Source organism: Draconibacterium halophilum (assembly GCF_010448835.1).
GTDB classification, from domain to species: domain Bacteria; phylum Bacteroidota; class Bacteroidia; order Bacteroidales; family Prolixibacteraceae; genus Draconibacterium; species Draconibacterium halophilum.
Map to the genome: position 1 here is coordinate 4,343,441 of NZ_CP048409.1, position 21,671 is coordinate 4,365,111.

The 21,671-nt window shown below is 40.1% G+C and carries 18 protein-coding genes and 1 pseudogene; 8 read left to right on the top strand and 11 right to left on the bottom strand.

Going from position 1 to position 21,671, the window contains the following annotated elements; genetic code table 11:
* Nucleotides 1-119: 119 nt before the first annotated feature.
* The 4 genes and pseudogenes from G0Q07_RS17660 to G0Q07_RS17670 all read right to left on the bottom strand — a co-directional run bounded on the left by G0Q07_RS17660 (nt 120) and on the right by G0Q07_RS17670 (nt 4,422).
* Nucleotides 120-1,349, bottom strand: a complete 1,230-nt coding sequence (locus G0Q07_RS17660; protein WP_203532599.1) for an alpha/beta hydrolase — start codon at nt 1,347-1,349, stop codon at nt 120-122.
* Between the two features lie 36 nt (nt 1,350-1,385).
* Nucleotides 1,386-2,582, bottom strand: a complete 1,197-nt coding sequence (locus G0Q07_RS21125; RefSeq protein WP_262887976.1) for a sulfatase/phosphatase domain-containing protein — start codon at nt 2,580-2,582, stop codon at nt 1,386-1,388.
* A 137-nt stretch (nt 2,583-2,719) separates the two neighbouring features.
* A pseudogene (locus G0Q07_RS21230) lies at nt 2,720-2,989 on the bottom strand (sulfatase-like hydrolase/transferase); the annotation flags it as partial.
* 23 nt (nt 2,990-3,012) lie between these two features.
* Complete coding sequence (locus G0Q07_RS17670; protein WP_163348397.1) at nt 3,013-4,422, bottom strand: sulfatase family protein; 1,410 nt, start codon at nt 4,420-4,422, stop codon at nt 3,013-3,015.
* A gap of 152 nt (nt 4,423-4,574) precedes the next feature.
* On the opposite strand from G0Q07_RS17670, the gene G0Q07_RS17675 reads away from it, so the two are divergent.
* A complete protein-coding gene (locus G0Q07_RS17675; protein ID WP_163348398.1) occupies nt 4,575-5,783 on the top strand; it encodes an NAD(P)-dependent oxidoreductase in 1,209 nt (402 codons plus the stop codon).
* 213 nt (nt 5,784-5,996) lie between these two features.
* Here G0Q07_RS17675 and htpG read toward each other — a convergent pair whose 3' ends face one another.
* A complete protein-coding gene (gene htpG, locus G0Q07_RS17680) occupies nt 5,997-8,051 on the bottom strand; it encodes a molecular chaperone HtpG (RefSeq protein ID WP_163348399.1) in 2,055 nt (684 codons plus the stop codon).
* Between the two features lie 191 nt (nt 8,052-8,242).
* Between htpG and G0Q07_RS17685 the strand changes: the two genes are divergently transcribed.
* Nucleotides 8,243-9,718: an aminotransferase class V-fold PLP-dependent enzyme gene (locus G0Q07_RS17685; RefSeq protein ID WP_163348400.1), complete on the top strand. Its 1,476-nt coding sequence runs from the start codon at nt 8,243-8,245 to the stop codon at nt 9,716-9,718.
* 11 nt (nt 9,719-9,729) lie between these two features.
* On the opposite strand, the gene G0Q07_RS17690 is transcribed toward G0Q07_RS17685, so the two are convergent.
* The gene (locus G0Q07_RS17690) at nt 9,730-10,686 is read right to left on the bottom strand and encodes a bile acid:sodium symporter family protein (RefSeq protein WP_163348401.1); all 957 of its coding nucleotides are present in this window, start codon (nt 10,684-10,686) and stop codon (nt 9,730-9,732) included.
* A gap of 156 nt (nt 10,687-10,842) precedes the next feature.
* On the opposite strand from G0Q07_RS17690, the gene G0Q07_RS17695 reads away from it, so the two are divergent.
* Nucleotides 10,843-11,592, top strand: coding sequence for a patatin-like phospholipase family protein (locus G0Q07_RS17695; RefSeq protein ID WP_163348402.1), 750 nt, complete (start codon nt 10,843-10,845; stop codon nt 11,590-11,592).
* A 55-nt stretch (nt 11,593-11,647) separates the two neighbouring features.
* Here the strand turns inward: G0Q07_RS17695 and G0Q07_RS17700 are convergent, their stop codons facing one another.
* On the bottom strand, nt 11,648-12,031 hold the full coding sequence (locus G0Q07_RS17700; RefSeq protein ID WP_163348403.1) for a co-chaperone GroES: 384 nt from the start codon (nt 12,029-12,031) through the stop codon (nt 11,648-11,650).
* A 455-nt stretch (nt 12,032-12,486) separates the two neighbouring features.
* On the opposite strand from G0Q07_RS17700, the gene G0Q07_RS17705 reads away from it, so the two are divergent.
* Nucleotides 12,487-13,023 carry a hypothetical protein gene (locus tag G0Q07_RS17705; protein ID WP_163348404.1) on the top strand — a complete coding sequence of 179 codons (537 nt, stop codon included), beginning with the start codon at nt 12,487-12,489 and terminating at the stop codon, nt 13,021-13,023.
* 176 nt (nt 13,024-13,199) lie between these two features.
* On the opposite strand, the gene map is transcribed toward G0Q07_RS17705, so the two are convergent.
* Nucleotides 13,200-13,979: a type I methionyl aminopeptidase gene (gene map, locus G0Q07_RS17710; protein WP_163348405.1), complete on the bottom strand. Its 780-nt coding sequence runs from the start codon at nt 13,977-13,979 to the stop codon at nt 13,200-13,202.
* Between the two features lie 242 nt (nt 13,980-14,221).
* Here map and G0Q07_RS17715 point away from each other — a divergent pair, with 242 nt between their 5' ends.
* Nucleotides 14,222-14,965, top strand: coding sequence for an acyl-[acyl-carrier-protein] thioesterase (locus G0Q07_RS17715; protein ID WP_163348406.1), 744 nt, complete (start codon nt 14,222-14,224; stop codon nt 14,963-14,965).
* Nucleotides 14,966-15,001: 36 nt separating this feature from the next.
* Here the strand turns inward: G0Q07_RS17715 and G0Q07_RS17720 are convergent, their stop codons facing one another.
* From G0Q07_RS17720 to miaA, 3 genes are all read right to left on the bottom strand, one after another.
* Entirely contained in the window at nt 15,002-15,481 is a 480-nt protein-coding gene (locus tag G0Q07_RS17720; RefSeq protein ID WP_163348407.1) for a hypothetical protein, read from the bottom strand.
* A 24-nt stretch (nt 15,482-15,505) separates the two neighbouring features.
* Nucleotides 15,506-16,105 carry a hypothetical protein gene (locus G0Q07_RS17725; RefSeq protein WP_163348408.1) on the bottom strand — a complete coding sequence of 200 codons (600 nt, stop codon included), beginning with the start codon at nt 16,103-16,105 and terminating at the stop codon, nt 15,506-15,508.
* Between the two features lie 401 nt (nt 16,106-16,506).
* Complete coding sequence (miaA, locus tag G0Q07_RS17730; RefSeq protein WP_246222932.1) at nt 16,507-17,424, bottom strand: tRNA (adenosine(37)-N6)-dimethylallyltransferase MiaA; 918 nt, start codon at nt 17,422-17,424, stop codon at nt 16,507-16,509.
* A 150-nt stretch (nt 17,425-17,574) separates the two neighbouring features.
* Between miaA and G0Q07_RS17735 the strand changes: the two genes are divergently transcribed.
* From G0Q07_RS17735 to G0Q07_RS17745, 3 genes are all read left to right on the top strand, one after another.
* The gene (locus tag G0Q07_RS17735; protein ID WP_163348409.1) at nt 17,575-18,213 is read left to right on the top strand and encodes a copper homeostasis protein CutC; all 639 of its coding nucleotides are present in this window, start codon (nt 17,575-17,577) and stop codon (nt 18,211-18,213) included.
* Between the two features lie 24 nt (nt 18,214-18,237).
* On the top strand, nt 18,238-19,716 hold the full coding sequence (locus G0Q07_RS17740; protein WP_163348410.1) for an alpha-L-fucosidase: 1,479 nt from the start codon (nt 18,238-18,240) through the stop codon (nt 19,714-19,716).
* 296 nt (nt 19,717-20,012) lie between these two features.
* Entirely contained in the window at nt 20,013-21,614 is a 1,602-nt protein-coding gene (locus G0Q07_RS17745) for a SulP family inorganic anion transporter (protein WP_163348411.1), read from the top strand.
* Nucleotides 21,615-21,671 lie beyond the last annotated feature (57 nt).

Consider the following 21,671-nt stretch of genomic DNA (forward strand, 5'->3'; position numbering starts at 1 on the left):
AATTAAATAGTTTGAATCATTTAATTGATGCGGCAAGATACAAATTTCAACATGTTGAAAACAAAAAAAGCAGCTTATTCATAATGAGAATAAACTGCTTTTGGTATTATTAGCGTTAGTTAGTTTTTCGGATAAAACACCGAATTGAAGAAAGTCTCCATTTCGTTGATGTAGTAAACACCATATTTTTTAAATGTGGCTTTTGTGTTGTCGTCCGGTTTCCAATCGAAGAAAGCATGACCGGCACCGCCTACCTGCACATACTGCACATGTTGTCCGGCTTCCACCAGCGCATCAACATAACGTTTCACGCCATCGTCGGGTATCAAACCGTCTTTTGTTCCGCGGGTAAGGTAATGTGGAATTTCACGTTCTTCAGCATTGGGAATATTGCTCAATGGCGCAATTGCTTCTTTCCAGCTGTCGTCGGCTTTCGGATCTTCGGAATAATGATTCAGCCGGTCGCTGCCAAATACACCGTAACTCGGAGCCGCCGCTTTTATGGCTGCCATCATTTCAGCACGCACCTGGTCAACCGTTTTATTTTTTGGAATATACGATGGCATAAACTCAAATACACCATCGGTTTCGCCAAAACCTCCAACGCCAATTTTGTTGGGCATGGTTCCGGCAACTGCCGATAAATGACCGCCGGCACTGTCACCGGTTACTGCAATTCGTGTCGGATCGCCGCCGTAATCCTTTGCATGTTCCATAATGTGTGCAATAGCACCAAACACATCTCCAATTATATCGGCCATGGTATTGCCAACCTCGTCGCCATCTCTGTTTCCGGCCCAGCGGTAATCAATACTAAAAACTACGTATTTGCCACTTTTGGTTAGTTCCCGAGCCATTCCGCGCATAATATCTTCGGTATTCCAAATCCATCCTCCACCATGAATGATTATAATACATGGCAAATTGCGGGCACCTTCAGGAGCAAATACATCGTATTTTAATTGTTTAACCCCTGGTTTTGCATACGGAATATTTTGAGCATCCATTAAATGTTTCACTTCATCTTTTTCAATAAACGATGCTCCCAGTTTTTTATCCTGATCAACAACTACTTTGTACGGCGATGCCATACTTTCGAGATACATATCGCCCCACATTCCATTTACTGAATAATAAACCGCATCAAGAGCATAGTTCTTATCCGGTTTTGCAGTAATGGTTAATACGGTTCCTTTGGCAACCTGCCCATTATCAGGAATAGCCGGTTCAACTGTTATCTTTCCATTTTTAACTTCGTCAACTGTCACGGAAAATGTTTTTTGTGCTTTTACTATTCCTGCACATGAAAACAGGATCAGGACAGCAAGAATTATTGATCTTTGAATCATCATTAGTTATTTTAATTATGAATTTTATTATTTCGTCTACCAGAATTTCCAGTATTCGATTCTTGGATTCGCTTTGACTTTTTCCTTGTATTCATCTATAAATTTCTGGTTCAGGTCGTCGTTATCACCATATTTCTCTCTTAGCTCCTCAAGCTGAACATGCAACTGCTCCTGAACATCCGCATAAGCAGGATCATCGTAGATATTATGCATTTCCATCCGATCTTTCTCCAGGTCGTACAATTCCCAATCGTCCATATCGTAGTAAAAATGGATCAACTTGTATTTATCGGTAGTAATTCCGTAGTGACGCATTACCGCGTGTTCTGACGGATGTTCGTAGTAATGATAGTAGTGTGCTTTGCGCCAGTCGGCAGGAGTTTCGCCTTTTAGAATCGGCAACAGACTTCTCCCCTGCATTTCTTCAGGAATTTCAGCACCGGCGACATCAATCAATGTTTCAGCAAAATCGAGGTTCGAAACCAAATCATTATTCACCGAACCGACTTCAATAACTCCGGGCCAGCTAACCAGCAACGGTGTGTTTAACGATTCTTTGTACATCCAGCGTTTATCAAACCAACCGTGCTCGCCCAGGTAAAAGCCCTGATCGGAAGAATAAATAACGATAGTATTTTTATCTAATCCTGCCTCTTTCAAATAATCGAGTAGTTCCCCAACACTTTTATCCACGGCAGAAATACAAGCCAGGTAATCGCGCATGTATCGCTGATATTTAAAACTCACCAATTCCTTCCCGGTTGGATTATCTTCTTTAAATTTTTCATAGATTGGCTGATAAATGGCATCCCACTGTTCCTGTTGCTCATCGGTGAAACCGGCACGAGGTTGGTCGGTCATTTTCAAGTCGCGATCGATAAACATGGTATTGGCAATGGTCATGTTATTTTGCGCAGCTGCATCGCGTGTGTCGTAATCATCAAAAAGTGTTTCCGGCTCAGGAAAGGTTGTATTCTCATACATTCCCAATTCGTTTGGTCCCGGCTCCCACGCACGGTGAGGTGCTTTGTGCCACATCATTACCATAAACGGCTGATCGGAATCTTTTTCACCTTCCAACCAATTAATTGTTTTGTCGGTTATAATCTCGGTGGTGTAACCTTCCATTTCGTACTCACCTTCCTGGTTAATAAAAGTAGGATTGTAATAGCGTCCCTGCCCCGGTAAAATATCATAATAATCGAAACCGGTTGGTGTGCCGCCCAAATGCATTTTGCCAATGACAGCCGTTTTATAACCAGCCTTTTGAAGCTCTTTGGCATATGTATTCTGACTGAAATCGAAATGAGAGCCCCCGTGTTATCAATAAAACCATTTAAATGGCTGTACTTTCCACTAAGAATTGTAGCACGCGACGGACCACAAATTGAGTTGGTTACCAAACACTGGTTAAAACGCATTCCTTCATCGGCCAGGCGGTCGATATTTGGAGTTGGCGCCAGCTCTGCCAAAGGGCCTCCATAAGCGCTAATGGCCTGAAAAGCATGATCGTCGCTCATGATAAAAACAATGTTTGGTCGCTGTTTGCTTTCTTCTTTTGGCGAATTGGAGCAAGCAAAACCAACAAAAGCAATTAACACAAGTGATAAAACTCGTTGGAAAATAAGTTTGATAGTCATATGTACAATTTTTATTTACTAAATCAGTATTTTTCTAATTGATTTTCAACCGGCACAATTGTCTGAAGATGATTATATAATATCTCCTCTATTTCGGTTATCACATCAGGGTGTTGTTCAGCAATATTGTATTTCTCTGAAGGATCAACATTCAAATTATAAAGTTCCGGTGTTTCATTTTCGATCGGTCCTCCCGGGGTATAAGCCGGTTGAGTTATAAAATGTGCTTTGTAAGCTCCTTTTCTAATAGCAAAAACCCGTTCACCACGATAATAAAATACAACATCTCGCGGCGACTTTTCATTAAGTGTAATTGTCTTGCTCAGATCGAATCCGTCAATCACCCTGTCGCTTGGTAATTCTGTTCCTGCCAAACTACAGAAGGTTGGTAATAAATCCATTGTGGTACCAAGGTCGGTTACAACACCCGGTTCCACCAATCCCGGCCCCCACATTACAGTTGGCTCGCGCATTCCGCCTTCATAGGTTCCGCCTTTCCCACCTTTTAAAAGTCCTGCACTGCCACCTTTTTCATTAAAAATCAGCCACGGACCATTGTCGGAAGTAAACACAACTAACGTATTATCATCAAGGCCATTCTTCTGTAGTGCATCAATAATTTCTCCCACGCTCCAGTCAATTTCCTGGATAACATCTCCATAAATTCCTCGTAGACTTTTCCCTTTAAAATCTGCCGATGGGAAAAGCGGAACATGTGGCATTGAATGCGCCAGATAAAGAAAAAATGGTTGTTCAGTATGTTCTTTAATGTATTTAACGGCCTCTTCGGTATATCTTTTTGTAATGGTGTTTTGATTGGCCGGTTGTTCAATGGTTTCGCGATTCCGCTTTAAAGGCACATTAAAATAACCATCTTTAGGATTCGAACATGCTTTCATATAAGCAACTCCTTCCGGCAGTGTTTGATCCATATCATTGCTGTAAGGAATTCCGAAATAATAATCAAATCCATGCGAATTAGGGTCAAAAGGTTGCAGGTGCCCCAAATGCCACTTCCCTATTATAGCGGTGGAATAATCCGCTTTTTTAAGTGCAGTTGCAATGGTTATTTCGCTTTCCGGCAGCCCGCCTTTCGATTCTGGAAATAACACCCGGCGCCGATTGCTGCACATCCCCGACCGGATTGGTAACCGGCCAGTCATCAGCCCGGCACGGGATGGGGTACATACCGGTGCAGCCACATAAAAATTGGTCCACTTCTGTCCTTCAAAAGCCAACCTATCGAGATTTGGGGTTTTTATCGTAGGATGTCCAAAAACACCAACGTCGCCATAGCCCATATCGTCGGCAAAAATTAATATGATATTAGGTTTTTGCTGAGTTTTTTCTTGTGAAGGTTGAGAACAACTACAGGCTATTGCAAATAAAAACGATAACAGAAGAATTCTGTGATAAAAAAGTTGAGAAGTCATAACTGGATCTTAAGTTTGATTAGTTGATTTGCAGCTAAAAATAGTCATTCTGTTTTGATCGCCAATTTAACTGCCACTACTTTTCAAGCATACTTTACTCGTTTTGTATCTCAATTTGTAAATTTTCGTACATTCGGAAAAATTTCAAAACCATGAAAGTAGGTATTCTTAGAGAAGGGAAAACACCACCCGACAAACGTGTTCCGTTAACCCCGCAACAATGTGTGGAAGTGCAGCAAACATTTCCAAATGTATCAATTGTTGTTCAGCCCAGCCCAATAAGAAGCTATAAAGACGAAGAATACAGTGCTTTGGGGATTCCGTTAAAAGAAGACCTATCGGATTGCGACGTTTTGCTGGGGGTAAAAGAAGTTCGTATTGAGGATTTTCTGCCCGGAAAAATCTACCTGTTTTTCTCGCACACCATAAAAAAGCAAGAGTACAACCGTAAGTTGCTACAAACCGTTTTAGAAAAAAATATTCAGCTGGTTGATTACGAAGTGCTGACAGATAAAGAAGGATTCCGCATTATCGGATTTGGGCGTTTTGCCGGACTGGTTGGTGCCTACAACGGATTCCGTGCATTTGGTTTGAAGCACGAATTATTCAACCTTAAACCGGCTAACGAATGCGAAGATCTTGAAGAAATGTTACAACATTTGGAGCAGATAAAACTTCCGCCAATAAAAATTGCACTTACGGGCGACGGACGTGTGGCACAAGGTGTTCTCGAGATCCTGAACCACATGAATATCATGCGGGTTTCGCCCGAGGCCTATTTAAAGGTTGAGGAACCAAAACAAGCCGTTTACGTGCAACTGTTGCCGGGTAATTATGCAAAACGCACGGATGGAGAACCATTCGATCTGATGCATTTTTTCAATAATCCAACACTATACGAGAACAGTTTTCATCCGTTTGCCGAAGCAACCGATATGCTAATTGCTTCAGCCTACTGGGATCCAAAATCGCCGGTACTTTTTACTGCTGACGGGATGAAAGATGATAAATTCCGGATCGGTGTAATTTCGGATATCACCTGCGATATTGAAGGCTCTATTCCATCAACCAAGCGTGCAGCAACAATTGACGACCCGTTTTACGATTATAATCCTAAAACCGGTGAATTGGAAGAAGCTTTCATAAACCCGAATAATGTTTCGGTACAGGCGGTTGACAACCTGCCCTGCGAGCTTCCAAAAGATGCCTCGCTTGATTTTGGACGAAACCTGATTGAAAAAGTATTTCCTAGTTTGTTTGGAGAAGATTCGGATGGAATTATCCGATGCGCTTCCATAACAAAAGATGGTGCGCTGACAGAGAAATTCTCCTATTTGCAGGATTTTGCTGATGCGGAATAGAATTGCAGGCAGATTTCGCGGATTTGCGCAGATATAAAAAATAAAGCCTCGTTCTGTATATTTAAGAAAATACAGAACGGGGCTTTTTCTTTTCCTAATTTTATCACCGTAATAACTGCGAGAAACAAAATAACAAACGCCGATCCAAAATTCATGGACCGACGTTTTACTCACTCTCCCTTCAACAATCCGTCTATCGACAGATTTCTCACACTACTTAATAAGTTCTACACTGCGCTTCACAAATTTATCCAAATCAGCACCTTTTAACAGGCCATTCGCCAACAGCGCCAGATCAACCATTTGTTTTGCCAGTTTATTCTTTTTACCAAATCCAGCCAGTTCCTCGCGTTTAGCTTCCTCAAGCTTTGCCAGCTCTGAATTTAGTGTTTCCAGTTTTTCTTTATCTGCTGCCGGAATCTCCTCTTCTTTTTTACCTTCCTTTGCTTTTTCCACCGCAGAAATTTCATCTTTCTGAGTAGTAATTTTACCCGTCATTTCTTCCAGTTTGCTACCCAGCTTTTTGTCTTTGGCATCCAATACTTTTTTCACCAGCGGATGAGCAGTGTTTACTACCAGGTTCAGCGAGTCGGGCAGGTCGCCATACATACTCATTCCTCCCTGAGCAGCGCTCATATCTTTCATCCGGCGCATAAATTCGCTGCGGGTAATAACCATTGGAGAACTGTTTTCTCCTAAATCCTGGAAATCTACAATGTAGGTATGATCCTTCGATTCAGGACAAACCGCCTGAAATACCGGCGATAATTCTTGTTTTTGCTCCCAGGTCAACTCTTCTTTCGTTGTATCTTCCTTTTTAATCAGGTTTTCAACCACGTCCGAATCGACACGCACAAAACGTTTGTCGGTGTATTTTTGCTCAAATTTGTTTATCAGGTGAGGCGCCAACACATCATCCAAAATCAACACATCGTAACCTTTGTTCTTCGCTTCTTCAACAAAAGTAAATTGCTCTTCAATATTTGTAGTATACAGGTAAATTGTATTGTTATCCTTATCTGTCTGATTTTCCTTTACCAGTTTTTCGTATTCTTCCCAGGTAAAATAATTGTTTTCGGTATTTTTCAGCAGGAAGAAATTCATAGCACGGTCGTTGAATTTTTCTTCGCTTAACATACCATACTCGATAAATATCTTCAAGTCATCCCACTTGCTTTCAAAATCTTCGCGGTTGTCTTTAAATATCTGATGCAAACGGTCGGCCACTTTTTTATTGATATGGCTACTAATCTTTTTCACATTCGAATCGCTTTGCAGATACGAACGCGATACATTCAACGGAATATCCGGTGAGTCGATTACACCGTGCAATAATGTCAAAAATTCGGGAACAATTCCTTCAACTGAATCGGTAACAAAAACCTGGTTACTGTAGAGCTGAATTTTGTTTTTCTGAACCTCGAAGTTGTTCTTGATTTTTGGGAAATACAAAATACCAGTCAGATTGAACGGATAATCAACATTCAAGTGAATATTAAATAAAGGCTCGTCCCCCATCGGATACAATTTCCTGTAGAAGTTTTTGTAATCCTCGTCTTTTAAATCAGCTGGCATTTTTGTCCATGCCGGAGCAACATCGTTAATTTGGTTGTCCTCATCAGTTTCAACCTGCTGGCCATCTTTCCAGTCTTTTTTCTTACCGTAAATTACAGGAACAGGTAAGAATTTACAGTATTTGTTCAGTATCTCCGAAATTTTAGAATCTTCCAGAAAACCTTTTTCTTCTTCGCTGATATGCATTACAATGTCAGTTCCAACCGCATCTTTTTCTACTTCTTCCAGTTCATATTCCGGACTTCCGTTACAGCTCCACTTAACCGCTTGCGATCCTTCTTTGTACGATTTTGTAATTACATCTACTTTTTCCGACACCATAAACGAACTGTAAAAACCCAATCCGAAATGTCCGATAATAGCGTTAGCGTCGTCTTTGTATTTATCCAGGAATTCGTTAGCTCCTGAGAAAGCAATCTGGTTGATGTACTTTTCAACTTCTTCAGCTGTCATTCCAATACCATTATCCGACACGGTAATTGTTTTGGCTTCAGTATCCAAATTCACCACCACCTTTGCATCGGTTACATCGCCCTCGTACTCCCCTTTGCCGGCAAGTGTTTTTAACTTTTGTGTTGCATCAACTGCGTTTGAAACAATCTCACGCAAAAAAATGTCGTGATCAGAATAAAGAAACTTTTTAATAATTGGAAAAAGATTCTCACTGGTTACCCCAATTTTTCCTGTTTGCATTTTTCTATATTTTAAATTTTACTTTCAATTTTTCAGATCGCCAGAAATCAAACGCTGTGCCATTCGTTATTTGTGACGAATTGACAGAATCTCGCGCATTAAAACATAAAATATGGCGGAAAACTGATTTTTACCCTATATTTAATTCACCCAAACACGTTTATTTTGCGTCTATTATTAAAACGTGGTATATGGGTAGTCTTGAAAAGTATTTTGAAAAATTCAGGAACAATATTGTTGGGATCGACCAGGAATTTGAAACGCCTTATGGCAAGATGAAAATTAATTATGGCGACTGGATTGCCAGTGGTCGGTTGTACCGCCCTATTGAGTGTAAAATTACCGATGAACTGGGGCCGTATGTTGGCAACACCCACACCGAAACCAGCGAAACAGGAATACGCATGACGCACGCTTATCACAAATCACATCAGCTGATAAAGCAACATGTTAATGCAGGCTCGAAAGACATAATTATTACTGCCGGTTTTGGAATGACAGCGGTTATTAATAAGTTTCAGCGAATTCTTGGCTTAAAATACTGTGGAAAAGTGGCGGGAAAAACCTGTATCGCCGAGCGCGAAAAGCCAGTGGTTTTTCTTACCCACATGGAACACCATTCCAATCAAACCTCGTGGTACGAAACCAATGCCGATGTGGTGGTGGTTGAACCCGGCGAAGGGTTATTGGTAGACTCCAATAATTTGCGAAAAGCACTTAAAGAATATAAAGATCGCCCTTTTAAAATTGGCTCGTTCACGGCTTGTTCGAATGTTACGGGGGTACGTACACCTTACCATGAAATGGCAAAAATAATGCACGAATATGGTGGTGTTTGTTTTATCGATTTTGCCGCCTCGGCACCTTACAACGAGATAAATATGCATCCTGAAGATCCGATGGAAAAACTGGATGCCGTGATGTTTTCGCCCCATAAATTTTTGGGAGGCCCGGGCTCTTCGGGTGTAATTGTTTTTGATGCCAGCATGTATAAAAATACCGTTCCGGATAATCCCGGAGGAGGTACAGTAGACTGGACAAATCCGTGGGGAAAATATAAATATGTAGATGATATTGAAGCCCGCGAAGACGGTGGAACGCCAGGATTTCTGCAGTCAATCCGCACCGCATTGTGCTTTGAGTTGAAGAACCAGATGGGAATTGAGAATATCCGCAAACGCGAAGAAGAACTGCTAGAGCGTGCATTTAAAGGATTGGACACCGTAAAAGGGCTGATTATTCTGGCCGATAATGTGCGCGACCGGCTGGGAGTAATTTCGTTTTTTGTGGAAGGCATTCATTACAACCTGTTGGTGCGCTTGCTAAATGATAAATACGGTATTCAAACGCGTGGAGGTTGCGCGTGTGCCGGAACTTATGGTCACTTTTTGTTGGAAGTATCGCTGGAGCAATCGGAAGAAATTACCGATAAGATCAACCATGGCGACCTGTCGGAGAAACCGGGCTGGGTGCGCTGGTCGCTTCACCCCACAATGACCAACAATGAAGTTGATACCATGATCACAGCTTTAAATGATATCGTTACGAATATCGATGAATACCAGAAGGATTATGTGTACGCAAACCGTAGCAACGTTTTCTGGCACAAAGATGAAAAAAATGATGAGGAGCTACTGAAAAGATGGTTTACGCTGGAGAACGAATAATCCAAGCTCTCCTATTTTCGCTTACCTAATTTGGTAGCTACAAAACTGATTATAAGTATTTGGATGGAGTGAAAAAGCATTATTGGCAAAAGCATTATTCCGGTAGTTGCCGACTGCTGAAATAATATTTTGGCAAATACTGTTCCGTGCACCAAGGATTTTTTTGTTCCGCAGAATTGTGCTGTAATCTGATCTTCCAAATTGAAACCCAACAAACGCGATACATAAAATGTCAGAAAATAAAGCGTATAAAAAAGTAGAATAACAGCGGTTACTATCAGAAAAAGATCAGTGGCATCAACAGCACTAAAAACCTGGTTTTCGAAAGAATGAGAAAAACTTTTGAAAATAATCAGCAGGATCACCGATTTATCAAACAAAGTTAGATAACGACTATTTCTTCGGGCAAAATCGCCCCAATAACGCTGCAGAAAAATACCTATAATAACAGGAAGCAGAATTTCAGTAAGCAGTTTAAAATAAATTTCGCCAAGATTAAAATCGATGGCAGTCTGCGTTAAAAACAGCCCCATCCAGAGTGGGGTTATTACAATACCAATCAAACCCGAAACACTGGCGTTAAAAATGGCAGCCGGAATATTTCCTTTAGCAATTGAAACCATTACTACCGACGATGATACGGTGGAGGGCAACGCTGCTAAGAATAAAAACGCCAACCAGATTGTTTGTCCGTTTTCCGTTTTAATAAAAGGATAAAAAGCAAGAACAGCCAGGGGAAATACCAGAAAGGTAGTTGCCTGCACCACGATATGCAGCTTCCAGTTTTTCAATCCTGTTTTTATATCGCGCGGACTGAGTTTTAAGCCATAAAAAAAGAAAATCAGTGAAATTCCGATACTCGCAATAAAATCGAGAGGTACGCCACTTCCCGGGCTTCCCCATCGAGGGAAAAACCAGGCCAGTAAAATAACGCCAATAATGGCCAAAACAAATTTGTCTATCTTCATTTTATACTAATCTTACAATTGCAACACCAAACCAAGTGCTGCAAAGTCAGTAAAAATACCTTCGAAAATTGCTTTTCCAAAATAAATTATCAAGCTATTGATTGGAAATCTCTTTTTATTCCTACCATTTCAAATGATTTTCTAACTTTGATTTGTATGACAAAGAAATACCAAAATGGTTTGGTTTTGAGCGGTGGCGGAACACGTGGTTTTGCCCACCTCGGTGTTATTGCAGCTCTTCAGAAACTAGGCATTCAGCCCGATGTAATTTCAGGTGTTAGTTCGGGTGCCATTGTTGGTGCTTTTATTGCAGCCGGAAAATCGCCCGAGGAAGTACGCGATAATTTTAAACGCGGCTGGTTTTTTCAATATACCAAAATTCATTTCCCTGTTAATGGTTTGCTAAAACTTGATGGTCTGAAAGAAATTATCGGGAAAGAAATAGAAGCCGAACACATTGAAGACCTTAATACTCCTTTTTTCATCTGCGTTTCAAACCTGAATATGGGCACCGTAGAATACAAGAGCACAGGAAATTTGAGCGATACTATTCTCGCATCAGCATCGATTCCAATAATTTTTGCTCCGGTTGAGTTGGGCAAATATTTATATGTCGACGGCGGATTGATGGACAATATTCCAGTCGCGCCAATTCGGAAAGATTGCCAGCGGGTTATTGCATCAAACATTAGCCCAATCAATCCAAAAGCTAAAATGAAAAACCTCCTTCAAATTGCCACACGAACGGTTTATATGAGCGTTAATCAAAAACTCGATGAAATAAAACAGCAGGTTGATTATTACATCGAGCCACGTGGAATAGACGAATATGATGTTTTTCAACGAAAACATGCCGATCAGTTATTCGATCTTGGTTATAAAAAAACCTTGGAAGTTCTGAAATAAAAAAGCCATCCCGGATAATTCCGAAACAGCTCATTATTTATTTCCTTACCTTTTGTTATTCAAACAAATTCTCGTCCCTGATGATCATCAGAATGGCAGAATGCGGCAGAATAATGTATTTCTCGTTATTGAACTCAATTTCGTGCCCGCTTTTATTCAAATAAATAGCCAAATCGCCCATGTGTGTTTGCAGCGGAACATATCTCACCTCATCCTTTTTTTCTTTCCAGGCTTCATCGTCTTCTCCCATTGCAGGAACCGGGTATCCGGGACCCACTTTTACAATATAACCGCTTTGTACTTTTTCGTTCTCCTGAACCGAGGGTGGCAAATACAACCCCGATTTTGTTTTGCCCGACGGATTTTTGGGTTTTACCAAAACACGGTCGCCAACCATTATAAATTTTTCCAGATCCTTTTCTTCTATTATTAACGACATAACCAATCTATTTTTATGATAGCAAAGATAGAATTTTAGAGGTTGCTTTTAAGAAAGTTATTGACTGATAAAATTTTTTCCTGCTTGATTTAAATGAGATGACAAGGAAATAAATATTCTTTTTTCGTATTATTTAACTTTTTGTTCAATATTTCAACAAGTAACACAAAGTCCTAACATGCTGTTTTTCTGTTATTTATATTTTTAATAAGCAATATTTTCAAAAATATATACTACTTTGTTTTGCATGGTACCATTTTTTATACTTATATTTGCAATACACAGTTCAGGTTTTAAACCAGTACATTTTTAAAAAAAGTTCTAAATTTTTGTAACGAATCAATTTTTCAGGCGTCTTAATATCGAAAACAAGAAAACAGAACGAGCAAACAAAAAACAAAAAAGTCGAAGCAACAAAAACAAGAAAACAAAAAACAAAAGCAGGAGGAAAAGTCATGAAAACAACAAACAATGTTCAGAAAGCAATCACAAAATCACTGGCGGTTATTATTAGTTTAGTTTTAATCAGTATTACAGTTAATGCACAGGATTTTTGGAGAACGGTTTTAGAAAACAACAGCTTCAGCCAAATAGCGATGGCAATGACAGACAACACTGAAGCGAGTTCAGCATCAGCAGATGCTTCATCAAAAACCGATATGAGCGCGTATGCAAAATATGCAGCAGTAGAAGCAGAAGAAGCATTAGATGTAGAAAACTGGATGCTTGCAGAAAATAATTTTTTCACAACAGTTACCGTTGCAACAGCAGCCGAAAGCTCACTTGAATTGGAAAGTTGGATGACAGACGAAAGCTACTTTAACGGAATGGCATCATACTTCAACGTAGAAACCGAGGCGGCACTTGAAGTGGAAGACTGGATGCAAGACACTGACTACTTTGGAGTTCAATCAGTAGACGTTGAGGAAGAAACAGAAGCTGCTTTGGAAGTGGAAGCATGGATGACGGATGCAAAAATCTGGAAAATGTAATTACGAATAACTCATTTTAAACAAAAAACCGCTGCTCTTTAATTAGAGCGGCGGTTTTTTAGTTGTAAAAGAATTGTCATTTCGAACGTCGTGAGAAATCTGTTATATCAGAGCTATAAACCTACAGATTTCTCCTCATTCTCCGTCGAAATGACAATTCTTTTCAAACGAGAAATTTAAGTTATCGGATACTCCTCATGAATATCAGTTAAAACCTCGCAGCCGGTTGGTGTAACTAAAATTGTGTGCTCAAACTGTGCCGACAGTTTACTGTCAATTGTGCGGGCCGTCCAGCCATCATTTTTATCAATCACCGCTTTTGGTTTTCCCTGGTTGATCATAGGCTCGATAGTGAAAATCATTCCCGGTTTCATTTCCGGTCCCGAGTTTCTGCGTGAAGCATGATCGACTTGCGGCTCTTCATGAAAATCGATACCAACACCGTGTCCGCAAAACTCGTATACAACACTATAACCTTGTGCTTTGGCATAACGCTGAATAACAAATCCGATATTCCCGAAACGGTTTCCCGGTTTTACCTGCTCAATGCCAAGATCGAGGCAGTGGCCGGTAATATCAATTAAATCTTCAGCTTCCTTACTAATTTCACCCACCGTAAACATACGTGAAGTGTCGCCATAATAACCATTTAATATAGTGGTTACATCAATGTTCAGGATATCGCCTTCTTTTAAAACAGTTTGTTTGGATGGAATGCCGTGACAAATCACATTATTCAAAGAAATACAACTCGATTTTGGATAACCGTTGTATCCTTTGGTTGCAGGTACAGCTCCATGGGAACGAACAAACTCTTCTATGCTATCATCGATAAGTTCAGTATGTACTCCCTCTTTCACAAACTGCTCAGCAAAATCCAGCGTTTTAGCTGCCAGTCTTGCACTTTGCCTGATGCCTTCAATCTGCTCTGGAGTTTTAATTATTATTTTTCCCATAAAACTTTAAATTTGCCGCAAAAATGAACATTTGTTGTTGATTTTCAAAAACCGAACAATAAATTTGCAAAAAAGTTTATAAAAACTAAGAAGTTGAAAGTCTGAAGCGCGAAGAATTAAAGACAGAACCTTTTGGCATGTATTATTTTTATCATCAGCACTTTTTGCGATTATTCCGAAGGGCTTAATACTAAAACCGTTAAACTTCCAGCTTCGCACTTTGGGCATCAAACCATTTTAGCATGAAACACAAACAGGAATTAACTACAAAATCATATTTCATTAATCGGTTTGGGAAACTTTCTACCTCCTTTCTATTTTGGCAAATGCAGGATATTGCCTGGGAACACGCCGAAAAACTAGGTTTCGGATTCGCTAATCTCCAAAAGGAAAAACAGTTTTGGGTGTTATCGCGCATGCTGGTAAAAATAAAAAGACGTCCTGAATGGGGTGAAAAATTTACGGTTGAAACCTGGCCCGCCGGAATTGACGGGCTGCTGGCACTTCGCGACATTCATTTTATTGACGCAAACGGAGAAAGTATCATTCAGGCTACAACCAGTTGGCTGGTTCTGAATCAGCAAACAAAACGGATTGTAAAACTGGAACTCGGTTCCATTCCATTACACGACGAACGTGTTTTGGACATAAATGCCGGAAAAGTTAAGCCGGTAAAATCAGATGACGAAGTGGTTTTTACACCGGTGCTTTTTAACGAGATCGACGTTAACCAACATTTTAATAGCGGACGTTATCTTGAACGTATTATCGACAGTTACGATTTTGATTTTCATGAAGCGAATGAGCTCATCGAATTTGAGGTAAATTTTGTAAAAGAGGGTATTCAAAACGACCGACTGGGAATTAAGAAACAAATACTGGATAAAAATAATCATATTTGTAGTGTTGTTCGCGAAAGCGACGGAGCCGATCTGATTCGCGCCCGGCTTGTTTGGGAGAAAAGAAAAAACCCAACACAACTATAAATAATTGCATTGGGTTTTATTCCTTAAGTTATTTTGTTACGGGCAAAACGAATCAATTTTTATCGTGTAAATATCATAACCTTTGATCGATTCGTAATCTGTATTTTCAATGGTTATTTCGTTGAAATGTGTCCACGAACAACAATCTTCTGCAAGCCTTTCAGCATCAACAAATAAATGTAACACTTCTTCATCGCAGATTTTAATCACACAATTCACCTGTTCGGTTTGTTCACCAATACCGGAAACTACAAATATATTGTTGTATTGAGCTATGGTCATTATCGAATAAATAATATAACTGCTATCTGCAGTTGTTGTAACAAGTACACTAATGTCATCAAAACCGATAGCCCCGTTCTCAATCAGGTTTTCACCGGTGCTTATATCTACAAATTCAAATTTAAATGATTCCGGTTCGGAATAACATGCAGTATCCATACAATCATTATCATCGTCGCAGGCCGATAATAAAATTATTGCTATAAATGACAGATATAAAAAAAACTGTTTCATTTTGTTTGATTTAAGGACTGATATTTATTTGATTTTATCAAAATGGTCTTCTAAGGTTCCGTCATTAATCATTTCTGTAATTTGGCCTAGTGTAAACTGTTTCAATTTACAATCGTTGCATCCCATATGATAGAATTCCGTAAATGGATTAGAATCTACTATCCTGGATTTTATCAATGGGTTGGGCCAACAAGTCACACCTTGCTGAATATTATATTTAACGTATTCGTCAATTGTAATATTTGTAAAAGATGCTTCCAAATCTATTTCCAGAGAAACAATGTATCCATTCTCCAATTTCCATCGGACATTAGATATAATATTACCATTTTCGGCAGTCTTTAACCGTCCGGTTGTATCTGCTAAGCTATAGGCAGGGATCGAACTTAACTGACCATCAGATAGTACAACCACCCACACATAATTAACATAATCTTCATTTGTTTTGTAAACACTTACTCCGGGGTGGTTACTTACAACAATCGTGTCGTTTGGATTAACTAATTCTAATAATTCTTTTTGATTTTCTATGTTTGGGGTATCATTATCGTTGTTTTGACAAGAAACAACCAATAAGCCAACCAATAGAATCAATAAACTAAATTCTAAAACCTTGTGTTTCATTTTTTGTTTTTTTTATTAATGATTGATTTTAATATTCAAGATAACTTTTGTTATCAGGCTTGAGCACATTTAGCATTTCACGTGTTTAAAAAAGCTTGTTTCACGTAATTACATCCTAATTGAATAAGTATGGGTTAATTTAGAACGAAACAATGCATTCAGGATCATAACAGATGGTTTTTTGTACACTTAAAATTACTAAAAGCATAAAGAAAAAACTTTGGCCTCCATCATGTTACTTAACACTCTCTAAACCAACCATAAAATAACGAAAGAGATGACAACAATATGTCTTGTTATTCAGAGAAACAGTTTACTGATTCCGAAAACCACTTGTGCAGCGTGGTTCGTAAAAGCGATGGTGCCGATTTAATTCGCGCACGACTGGTTTGGAGTAAACGTTAAGCTTTTAAAAGATTTAAAACCTCGCCTACCTTCTCGTCCATCGGCAAATGTCCGTTTATCCAATGGATTTTTGTACCGCGCTTTTCCATTCCCCGAAACCAGGTCATCTGTCGCTTGGCAAACTGGTGAATGGCAATTTCCAGTTTGCTGAACATTTCATCAAAACTCAACTCGCCAATTAAATGTAGCGTGAGAAATTTATATTCCAGTCCATAGTAAATCAGCTGCTCAGGAGTTAATCCCAAATCGAGCAATTTTTGCACTTCATCAAGCATGCCCTCTTCAAGTCGTTGCTTTAAGCGAGTGGTAATTCTTTGGCGGCGCATTTCCCGGTCGAAATCAATTCCCACATTCAAACTGTTTATTTCGGGCATTTCCGAATCTTCCTGCGGATGTTCACGATAATAATGTTCTATTTCTATTGCACGAATTGCACGACGATCGGTTTCCACATCGGTTTCATTGTGCAATTCCGGTTTAAGATTTTCGAGAATTTTAGTGAGTTCCTCCAGCGATTTTCCTTCCAGGTCTTTTCGCAATTCTTTATTTGGTGGCACCTCTATTAACCTGTAGTTTCGCAACACCGCCTCAAGGTATAAACCACTGCCACCGCACAAAACCGGAAACTTTCCGCGCGATTGTATCTCGTTGAAAACCTCAATAAAATCGGTCTGAAAACGATAAACATTGTAATGCTCCCCGGCATCTTCAATATCTACCAAATGCGAAGGCACTTCAACACCATCAACAAAATAATCTTCGTAATCTTTTCCCGTGCCAAGATCCATTCCGCGATAAACCTGCCGCGAATCGGCAGAAATAACTTCTCCATCTATACGTGAGGCCAAATGTGCAGCCAGCCCTGTTTTTCCGGTTGCTGTTGGGCCAAGTATTGTTACTAAATTGGTTTTCAAAATTTCGTAATTTTAGCTGCAAAATAACAAAATATAAGTGGCTTATCCATTTATGAATTACTTTTTAAAGTATTTAAACAACTGTCTTCTTTTTTATAAATTATTGCCTAATTATTTATCTTTGATACCTTTTCATGTAAAAGAAGTACAATGATTAAAGAAGCATGTGTTGAATCGTATTTAGAAGCAAAACTGGCACAAAAAAAGGGAGCCAACCGAATTGAACTTTGTTCTGATTTGGCAAATGATGGCTTAACTCCTGATTTTGAGGACATGAAAAAAGCATGTTCCGGGCTGGATATTCCGGTAATGGTAATGACACGTCCACGCGCAGGTAATTTTGTTCATTCGTCGGAAGAAGTTGAGCAAATGAAAATAGCCATCGATCAGGCAAAAGAAGCCGGTGCCGATGGTGTTGTTTTTGGGCTGTTAACTGCAGAGAACAAAATTGATGAAGCCAACACACGCTTGCTTGCCGAATATGCTCATCCACTGCCCGTAACTTTTCACAAAGCAATTGACGAAATGGATGATCCGGTTGAAGGTGTGCGGGTTCTGAAAACCATTCCGAATATAAAACGCATCCTCAGTTCGGGAGGAAAAGCAACTGCTCGTGAAGGACAGCAAGTGATCCGCAAAATGATTGCAGAAACAGATGGAAAAATCATTATTCTTGTTGCCGGAAAAGTTACTGCCGAAAATGTAAATGAAATGCAGCAAATTACCGGAACAACCGAATTGCATGGCCGCAAGATTGTTGCCGATCTTACTTTATCAGAGAAGATTTAAAATAGAAATAAAATAACTAATTCAATGAAAAAACTATTGGTGCTGATACCGGTTTTTCTGGCGTTTATGGGATATGCACAGTTAGAACATGAAATTACCGACTACGTTTGGCCAACCGATCAGGCAGTGCTTGACAAATTAGAGGACTGGCAGGATTTAAAATTTGGATTGCTTATGCACTGGGGAGCCTACAGTCAGTGGGGAATTGTTGAATCGTGGTCGATTTGCCCCGAAGATTATGGTTGGTGCGAACGAAAAAAAGGCAGTAACCCGGATGATTATTTTACCTACAAAAAAGAATACGAAAACCTGAAACTATCGTTTAACCCAACCGGTTTTAATCCCGACAATTGGGCAAAAGCAGCATCTGATGCAGGAATGAAATACGTGGTTTTTACCACTAAACACCACGACGGCTTTTGTATGTTCGACTCAAAATACACCGATTATAAAGTTACCAGCCCGGAATGTGCGTTTAGCGTAAATCCAAAAGCGAACATCACCAAAGAAGTTTTTGATGCGTTCCGTGCAGAAGGATTGTGGGCAGGCGCTTATTTCTCGAAACCTGATTGGAACAGCCCTTATTACTGGGATCCTAAGTTTCCCCCCATGGACAGAAACGTAAATTACGATCCGGAAGCACATCCGAAAGAATGGGAAAAGTTTGTACAGTTCACTCAAAACCAGATTATGGAACTGATGAGTGATTACGGCAAAATTGATATCCTTTGGCTCGACGGTGGCTGGGTGTCGAAAAAATCACCTGAGCAAATAAAAAACTACTATATCAACGTTGCCGAAAATTCAACCTCAGGATTTCCAATCTCACGCGCTGTGAACCAGGATATTCGAATGGATGATATTGCTGCAAAAGCACGCGAAAAACAACCGGGTTTGATTATGGTTGACCGTGCGGTAAAAGGCCCCAATCAAAACTACCTGACACCGGAAAACAAAGTGCCGGAAACACAACTTCCTTACCCATGGGAAAGCTGTATAATTGCTGGTGGTGGCTGGTCGTGGGTCCCCGATGCCAAGTTTATGACACCAAAAGAAGCCATCCACATGCTGGTTGATATTGTTGCAAAAGGCGGCAACCTGCTTTACAATATCGCTCCCGGCCCCGATGGAAAATGGCCTACTAATGCTTACAAATTGCTGGAGGCTATGGGCGATTGGATTAAAGTAAACAGCGAAGCGATTTATTCAACTCGTGCCATCGCTCCGTATAAAACTGATAATATTTGCCTAAGTCAGCAAAAAGATACAAAGGCTGTTTATGCAATTTACCTTGAAGAAGAGGACGGCAGTGGATTACCAGCTTCATTTACCGTTAAAGGAATTAAAGCTGCCAAAGACGCAAAGCTCTCTCTGCTTGGTGCCAAGGGATACTTAAAATGGAAAAACACCAACGAAGGAGTGAAAGTCACCATCCCCACCAATATCCGAAAAAACCTACCTTGCAATTTAGCATGGGCCGTTAAAATATCAGCTGTAGAATAAACTACATCTTTTTTTAGACCTTCAAGGTTTCCGAAACCTTGAAGGTCTTTTCTTCTAATGCCTCACAACCGCATTTTACCCCAACATTAACAATACCTGCCTCTACATGCTCTATAACATGTCTTCTGTAAAAATACTTTACTTTCGCGCCCTGAAATTGAAAACAATTAAGCGAATAGTCTTTTTGAATTTTTATTAATAATTCCCCGGGATGAGACATGAGGAGCATGCAAGCGCATTTCCTTCAACCAGCCAAAGTGCTGGGGTCTCCCACCTTCCGGGTTTTAATCCACACCATGAGATTTGAATTTAAATTTATAGATAAGAAGCAGGGAAGCATAAAAGATGATATTCTTTCGGGATTTACCGTGGCTCTGGCACTGGTGCCCGAAGCTGTAGCTTTTAGTTTTGTGGCGGGCGTATCGCCAATCGTTGGGTTGTACGGTGCTTTTATGATGGGACTGATCACCTCTATTTTTGGTGGCCGCCCCGGAATGATCTCCGGAGCAACCGGCGCAATGGCAGTTGTTATGGTTAGCCTAATCCAGAAAGGAAACGCCATGGGCGACGGACAAGGATTACAATACCTTTTTGCTACATTAATACTTGCCGGAACTATACAGGCGCTTTTCGGAGTTTTTAAACTGGGAAAGTTCATCCGTTTGGTTCCGCACTCGGTAATGATGGGATTTGTAAATGGATTGGCCATTGTAATTTTCCTTTCGCAACTTAATATGTTTAAAGCCGATGGTGAATGGTTAAGCGGAACACCTTTGTACACCATGCTTGGTTTAGTTGGAATTACCATGGTAATTATGGTTGTTCTGCCCAAACTCAGCAAAGCTATACCGGCTGCACTGGTTGGAATATTAGTTGTTACTGCAATTGTAATCTTTGGGAACATTGAAACGGAGACAGTAAAAAGTTTCATCCAAAGTGGAGGTGGCGATAGTATTAAAGCCGGATTACCGACTTTTAATGTGCCTATAATTCCGTTCAATTTACACACCATCGAATTGATTTTTCCTTATGCGCTGATTCTGGCTGCTGTTGGATTAATCGAATCGTTAATGACCCTGAACCTGGTTGACGAACTTACAGAAACCCGTGGTAGCGGTAACCGCGAATGTGCCGCCCAGGGAGTTGCCAACATTGTCAACGGATTTTTTGGAGGAATGGGTGGCTGTGCGATGATCGGGCAAAGTATCATCAATATTAAATCGGGTGGACGTGGTCGTTTATCAGGAATTTTTGCAGCCATTATGTTGCTGATGTTTATCCTGGTTGCATCTACCTACATTGAAATGATTCCGATTGCCGCGCTGGTTGGTGTAATGTTTATGGTGGTTATCGGCACCTTTGCATGGAGTACTTTTAATGTTATCAATAAAATTCCCGTTTCCGACCTGATCGTAATTATTCTGGTTACAGCACTCACAGTAATTTTCGATCTGGCAATAGCAGTATTGGCTGGTGTTGTTGTTTCGGCACTGGTATTTTCATGGGAGAATGCCAAGCGTATTCGTGCACGTAAAAAAGTTGATGAGCACGGTATAAAACACTACGAGATTTTCGGGCCACTGTTTTTTGGCTCTACCACGCAGTTTCAAACTAAATTTGATATTCAGAACGACCCGAATGAAGTGATCGTTGATTTTAAAGAGTCGCGAATTATGGACCAATCAGCTATTGAAGCGGTGAACAAACTGGCCGAGCGTTACCAAAAAGCCGGTAAAACAATTCACCTGCGTCATTTAAGTAGAGACTGTATTAAACTGGTAAAAAAAGCAGAAGCCATTTGCGATGTAAACGTTGTGGAAGATCCAAACTATTTTGTGGCCATCGACAACTACAACAAGCTAACGAAATTACAGGATAAATTGAATGGAAAGATATAAATCCAAAATGTTTAGAAACTACTAAGAATGCTTTAACCAAGCTCTTATTACAACCTG

Excerpts from the sequence above, each read along its gene's own strand:
- G0Q07_RS17745 (WP_163348411.1), top strand. The coding sequence starts at position 20,013 with ATGAGATTTGAATTTAAATTTATAGATAAGAAGCAGGGAAGCATAAAA.
- G0Q07_RS17660 (WP_203532599.1), bottom strand. The coding sequence starts at position 1,349 with ATGATTCAAAGATCAATAATTCTTGCTGTCCTGATCCTGTTTTCATGT.
- G0Q07_RS17700 (WP_163348403.1), bottom strand. The coding sequence starts at position 12,031 with ATGTCGTTAATAATAGAAGAAAAGGATCTGGAAAAATTTATAATGGTT.
- G0Q07_RS17670 (WP_163348397.1), bottom strand. The coding sequence starts at position 4,422 with ATGACTTCTCAACTTTTTTATCACAGAATTCTTCTGTTATCGTTTTTA.
- G0Q07_RS17720 (WP_163348407.1), bottom strand. The coding sequence starts at position 15,481 with ATGAAACAGTTTTTTTTATATCTGTCATTTATAGCAATAATTTTATTA.
- map (WP_163348405.1), bottom strand. The coding sequence starts at position 13,979 with ATGGGAAAAATAATAATTAAAACTCCAGAGCAGATTGAAGGCATCAGG.
- htpG (WP_163348399.1), bottom strand. The coding sequence starts at position 8,051 with ATGCAAACAGGAAAAATTGGGGTAACCAGTGAGAATCTTTTTCCAATT.
- G0Q07_RS17685 (WP_163348400.1), top strand. The coding sequence starts at position 8,243 with ATGGGTAGTCTTGAAAAGTATTTTGAAAAATTCAGGAACAATATTGTT.
- G0Q07_RS17715 (WP_163348406.1), top strand. The coding sequence starts at position 14,222 with ATGAAACACAAACAGGAATTAACTACAAAATCATATTTCATTAATCGG.
- G0Q07_RS17675 (WP_163348398.1), top strand. The coding sequence starts at position 4,575 with ATGAAAGTAGGTATTCTTAGAGAAGGGAAAACACCACCCGACAAACGT.
- G0Q07_RS17695 (WP_163348402.1), top strand. The coding sequence starts at position 10,843 with ATGACAAAGAAATACCAAAATGGTTTGGTTTTGAGCGGTGGCGGAACA.
- G0Q07_RS17690 (WP_163348401.1), bottom strand. The coding sequence starts at position 10,686 with ATGAAGATAGACAAATTTGTTTTGGCCATTATTGGCGTTATTTTACTG.
- G0Q07_RS17725 (WP_163348408.1), bottom strand. The coding sequence starts at position 16,105 with ATGAAACACAAGGTTTTAGAATTTAGTTTATTGATTCTATTGGTTGGC.
- G0Q07_RS17735 (WP_163348409.1), top strand. The coding sequence starts at position 17,575 with ATGATTAAAGAAGCATGTGTTGAATCGTATTTAGAAGCAAAACTGGCA.
- G0Q07_RS21125 (WP_262887976.1), bottom strand. The coding sequence starts at position 2,582 with ATGCATTTGGGCGGCACACCAACCGGTTTCGATTATTATGATATTTTA.
- G0Q07_RS17705 (WP_163348404.1), top strand. The coding sequence starts at position 12,487 with ATGAAAACAACAAACAATGTTCAGAAAGCAATCACAAAATCACTGGCG.
- G0Q07_RS17740 (WP_163348410.1), top strand. The coding sequence starts at position 18,238 with ATGAAAAAACTATTGGTGCTGATACCGGTTTTTCTGGCGTTTATGGGA.